This is a genomic window from Metabacillus niabensis (assembly GCF_902829255.1).
In the GTDB taxonomy this organism is placed as follows: Bacteria; Bacillota; Bacilli; order Bacillales; family Bacillaceae; genus Metabacillus; species Metabacillus niabensis.
This window is the reverse complement of the sequence record NZ_CADEPK010000066.1, coordinates 1-4,646: the sequence shown is the minus strand read 5'-3', so window position 1 is coordinate 4,646 and position 4,646 is coordinate 1. Positions and strand designations below refer to the sequence as shown.

The following is a 4,646-nucleotide window of genomic DNA, read 5'->3' as shown; positions in this document are numbered from 1 at the left end:
CGATACATGTCTCCGATTCGTATCGATTATGTTTTCAACAATTCGTTTACTTTCAATGTCTAAATCACCTTTTACAACTTCCTCAGAGTATTCAACCCCATAGTTCTCATTTCCTTTAATGGCATCCTTAATCATTGCTTCTGAACTGTTTGGGAGCATGACCTTGTGCATAAAGGAGTGAATGGAGCCAGACAAGCCTTCATCATCAGCAGGAACTCCGCCTAAATTTTGGATTCGTTCAGCTAATGCTTGTGCATTTTGCTTGACCTCTTGCTGCATCGATTGGAAAGTGCTTTTTACAGACAAATCGTCGGTTCTTTGGATATAATGCTCCATTGAACGAATTCCCATATAAGTCCCTCTTAAAATGGTATTTAACTCTTCAACAATTGTCTCATTATTCATAAAGACACATCCTTATTGTTTCGACTTAATCATATAATGTAGATCCAGATATCAATAGGATTAGGAGTTATTCGTTTATCTATACAATTAAACAATAAAATAATGGATATTTAGATGTTTTTAACGCGCAAAATTGAAAAAGCAACGAGTTATAGAAACCCGCTGCTTACTATTTTTTATTTGATGAATCTGATATATGTTGAAGAAATTGAAATTGCAATTATTTCGGCAAATCCGGTTCCTTTTTTGGTATAAAATTAAAAATTTCTTCTGACTCAAAGCTATCCACTAGTCGATTGAGCCAATCATAATAATCTAATGCTTTATGGAGCTTTTCAATATCATGAGTTATTTGAATTCTAAGCTCTTCGGATATTGTAGGTGATTCAAGTAGCTTATTTAGTTCCTTTAGTGATTTTTCAATTGCAGACACATTTATGTTAACACCATTGCGCCATTTTATTGTGAAAAAATCGATAAAAGTTTGGTACCAATCTTCTTCAGCTACATATAAATCTTTTCGATTTCCCTTTTTCCATACTTTATCAACCATATTCAAATCCATTAAGTGTCTTACCGATGTACTCATACTCGTTTTGCTCATTCCAAGTTCATTTTTCATTTCATCAAGTGTCATCGGTTGATTTTGAAAATAAAGAAGACCCCATAGTCTACCTACTGAGGGAGTTACTCCATATAAATTCATATTTTGAGATATGGCCTCGATGACTCGTTCACGAGCCCTTTCATGTTCTTCTTTCTCTTGCAAACCCTTTCACATCCTATTAGTGATTATATATATACAGACTACATTTAAGTGTTTTGAAAGTAAAGACTAAGAATTGGGAGGAATATAGAGGATTTATAAGAATATGGAACGTTAAGTCTGTACAGTTTTTTCTGTACAAAGTTTACGAAGGTAAATGCTAGTATTTGCGCTTTGTAATCTATTTGTAATATTCCTATACTTATATAGGTACAGTGTTCGTGACAAAAAATAAAAAGGAGGATTTGCCGATATTGATAATACGTCGCGTTTTTTAAAAGTTTAATTGAGGTGAAAAAATGAGTAAAGATAATAGTTCGGCAAAAATCTCTGTAAGAGAAGTTTCGAAAATCTTTGGCAAGAATACGAAAAAAGCTGCTCAGCTTCTAAAACAGGGAAAAACTAAGCAAGAAATTTTAAAAGAAACAGGTTCAACTGTTGGGGTGAATCGCGCTAATTTTGATGTTTATCCTGGTGAGATTTTCGTGATTATGGGTTTATCAGGTAGCGGGAAGTCCACATTAGTTCGGATGTTTAATCGATTAATAGAGCCAACAAGTGGCCAAGTTCTTATTGATGGGGAAGATATAGTTGCAATGAATAAGGAAGCTCTACGAAATGTCCGGAGAAAAAAATTGAGTATGGTTTTTCAACGATTTGCATTATTTCCACATCGAACAGTTCTAGCAAATACTGAGTATGGTTTAGAGATCCAAGGGATAGATAAAGAGAAACGTAGAAAGCTTGCATTAGAAGCTCTTAAATTAGTTGGTCTTGAAGGATATGAGGAACAATATCCAAGTCAGCTAAGTGGTGGTATGCAGCAACGGGTTGGACTTGCTCGTGCCTTAGCGAATGATCCTGATATTTTATTAATGGATGAGGCATTCAGTGCACTTGACCCATTAATTAGAAAAGACATGCAGGACGAGCTGTTGGATCTTCAAGCAACAATGGAGAAAACAATCATCTTCATTACACATGATTTAGATGAGGCATTAAGAATTGGTGACCGTATTGCATTAATGAAGGATGGAAATATCGTTCAAATAGGAACACCTGAAGAAATTTTAATGAATCCTGAAAATGATTATGTCGAACGTTTTGTTGAAGACGTTGACTTATCAAAAGTTCTAACAGCTGGTCATGTCATGAAGAGAGCCGAAACAATACAGCTTGAAAAGGGTGCTAGAATCGCGCTCAAGGTGATGAAGGATCATCAAATATCTACAGTTTATATTGTCGATAAACAGAAGCGATTGATAGGAGCCGTTACAGCGCAGGATGCAAATCAAGCAATCGAAAAAGGACTTCCGTTAGAAGAAGTCATTACAAAGCAGCTTGTAACTGTGTCGGAGGATACGTTACTTGTTGATTTATTTGATGAGGTATCAACAGCAACAATACCAGTAGCTGTAATAGATGATGCTCATCGCTTAAAAGGAATTGTTATAAGAGGTGCATTAATTGGTGCACTATCAGGTAATGAAACGTATATTAACGAAGCTGATAAAATAACCGAGCCCCCTTTAACAGTTGAAAGGGAGGTAGAATAAAATGGATAATTTATTTCCAAAGTTACCAATAGCTGATTGGATAGACGTATTAATTGAGTGGTTAGTTGAGCATTTTGAACCGTTTTTTGAAGGGATTGCAACTGGCTTAGAATTTTTTGTAGATGGTATTGTATTAGGTTTAGGATATATCCCAGTCATTATATTAGCACTCCTCGTAAGCTTACTTGCTTGGAAAGTCTGTAACTGGAAAATCGCTCTTTTTACTATAATCGGATTATTATTAATAGATAATCTAGGGTATTGGGAAAATATGCTTGATACGATAGCGCTAGTGATTACTTCAGTTGGGATTTCCATATTACTTGGGGTTCCGATTGGAATATGGGCATCCCAAAGCGAGAAAGTAGGTAAGGTGGTTACACCGATTTTAGACTTTATGCAAACGATGCCTGCATTTGTATATCTGTTACCAGCTATCTTTTTCTTTAATATTGGAGTAGTACCAGGAGTTGTTGCATCGGTTATTTTTGCGATGCCACCAACAATTCGTTTAACGATCTTAGGTATTAAACAGGTTCCAGATGATCTAATTGAAGCGACACAAGCATTTGGTTCTACAACAGGACAGAAGCTACTTAAGGTTCAATTACCATTGGCTTTACCGACTATTATGGCCGGAATCAATCAAAGCATCATGTTAGCATTATCAATGGTAGTAATTGCATCAATGGTTGGAGCACCTGGATTAGGAGCAGATGTGTATCGTGCCGTTACACAATTGCAAACTGGAACAGGATTTGAAGCTGGATTGGCAATCGTAATCATTGCGATTATTCTAGATAGAATTACGCAAAATATCGGGAAGACAAAAAGGGGAGGAAATGTATAATGATTAAAAAAATAGCAACAGTTTCATTGGCGTTAGGTTTATCTTTTAGTTTAGCTGCTTGTAGCGGAGGGAAAGATGCAAGCTCAGCTAATTCTGGTTCTGTCGGTGAATCCGTTGATTATAAAATAACAGGAATTGACCCAGGCGCTGGAATTATGAAGGCTACTGCGAATGCTCTTGAAGAATATGAACTATCAGATTGGGAGCTAATTGAAGGTTCAGGGGCAGCGATGACTGCTTCTCTAAAAAAGGCGATTGATAAGGAAGAGCCGATTGTTATTACCGGTTGGACGCCACATTGGATGTTTTCTAAGTTTGATTTAAAATATTTGGAAGATCCGAAGGGTGTTTATGGTGAAGCAGAAGACATTCACTCAATTGCTCGTAAAGGATTAGCTGAAGATCTTCCAGGTGTTTATAAAGTATTAGATCAATTCCATTGGACTCCTGATGAAATGGGAGTTGTGATGAGCAGTATTCAAGATGGCACATCACCTGAAGAAGCAGCAGCTAGCTGGGTAGAAGAAAATGCTGATAAAGTAGCAGAATGGACAAAAGGTGCTGAAAATGGTAACGGTGATAAAGTCAAGCTTGCGTATGTTGCATGGGACAGTGAAATTGCAAGCACGAATGTAGTAGCTAAGGTTCTTCAAGATTTAGGCTATAAAGTAACATTAAGCCAGGTTGAAGCAGGTCCAATGTGGGCTGGAGTAGCAGATGGAAGTATAGATGCACATATTGCTGGATGGCTTCCATTAACACATGCGGATCAATATAAGAAATTTGAAGGTCAATTCGAAGACCTTGGTGCAAACCTTGAAGGTGCAAAAACAGGCTTAGTCGTACCAGAATATATGGATTTTGATTCAATTGAGGATTTAAAATAAGGATTGGATTATGTATTACCCACGTACAACATGTATGTGGGTAATTTTTTTGTGAAAAAGAAAACCCTAGGCTAGGCCTAGGGTTCCAAAAAGCTTTCAGCGTGGTATTAAAAAAACTCTTCCGTGGTGCTAAAATATTTTTGGTTCCCCAACCAAAATATGAGCATACGGAGGAGTTTTAT

At 36.7% G+C, this 4,646-nt stretch carries 5 protein-coding genes; 3 read left to right on the top strand and 2 right to left on the bottom strand.

Features of this window, described 5'->3' with window-relative positions:
• Positions 1-405: DUF2383 domain-containing protein (locus HU235_RS07480; protein ID WP_174879805.1), on the bottom strand; the 405-nt coding region annotated here is incomplete at its 3' end.
• Between the two features lie 220 nt (positions 406-625).
• Positions 626-1,174 (bottom strand): choline uptake/conversion transcriptional regulator CudC, encoded by a 549-nt coding sequence (cudC, locus tag HU235_RS07475; protein WP_174879804.1) that lies wholly within the window; start codon positions 1,172-1,174, stop codon positions 626-628.
• 296 nt (positions 1,175-1,470) lie between these two features.
• Here cudC and HU235_RS07470 point away from each other — a divergent pair, with 296 nt between their 5' ends.
• The 3 genes from HU235_RS07470 to HU235_RS07460 are packed head-to-tail and all read left to right on the top strand — an operon-like array spanning position 1,471 to position 4,464.
• Positions 1,471-2,727, top strand: a complete 1,257-nt coding sequence (locus HU235_RS07470) for a quaternary amine ABC transporter ATP-binding protein (RefSeq protein WP_095300892.1) — start codon at positions 1,471-1,473, stop codon at positions 2,725-2,727.
• 1 nt (position 2,728) lies between these two features.
• On the top strand, positions 2,729-3,577 hold the full coding sequence (locus HU235_RS07465) for an ABC transporter permease (RefSeq protein ID WP_145582385.1): 849 nt from the start codon (positions 2,729-2,731) through the stop codon (positions 3,575-3,577).
• Complete coding sequence (locus HU235_RS07460) at positions 3,577-4,464, top strand: glycine betaine ABC transporter substrate-binding protein (RefSeq protein ID WP_174879803.1); 888 nt, start codon at positions 3,577-3,579, stop codon at positions 4,462-4,464. The genes HU235_RS07465 and HU235_RS07460 overlap by 1 nt, the downstream gene beginning before the upstream one ends.
• Positions 4,465-4,646 lie beyond the last annotated feature (182 nt).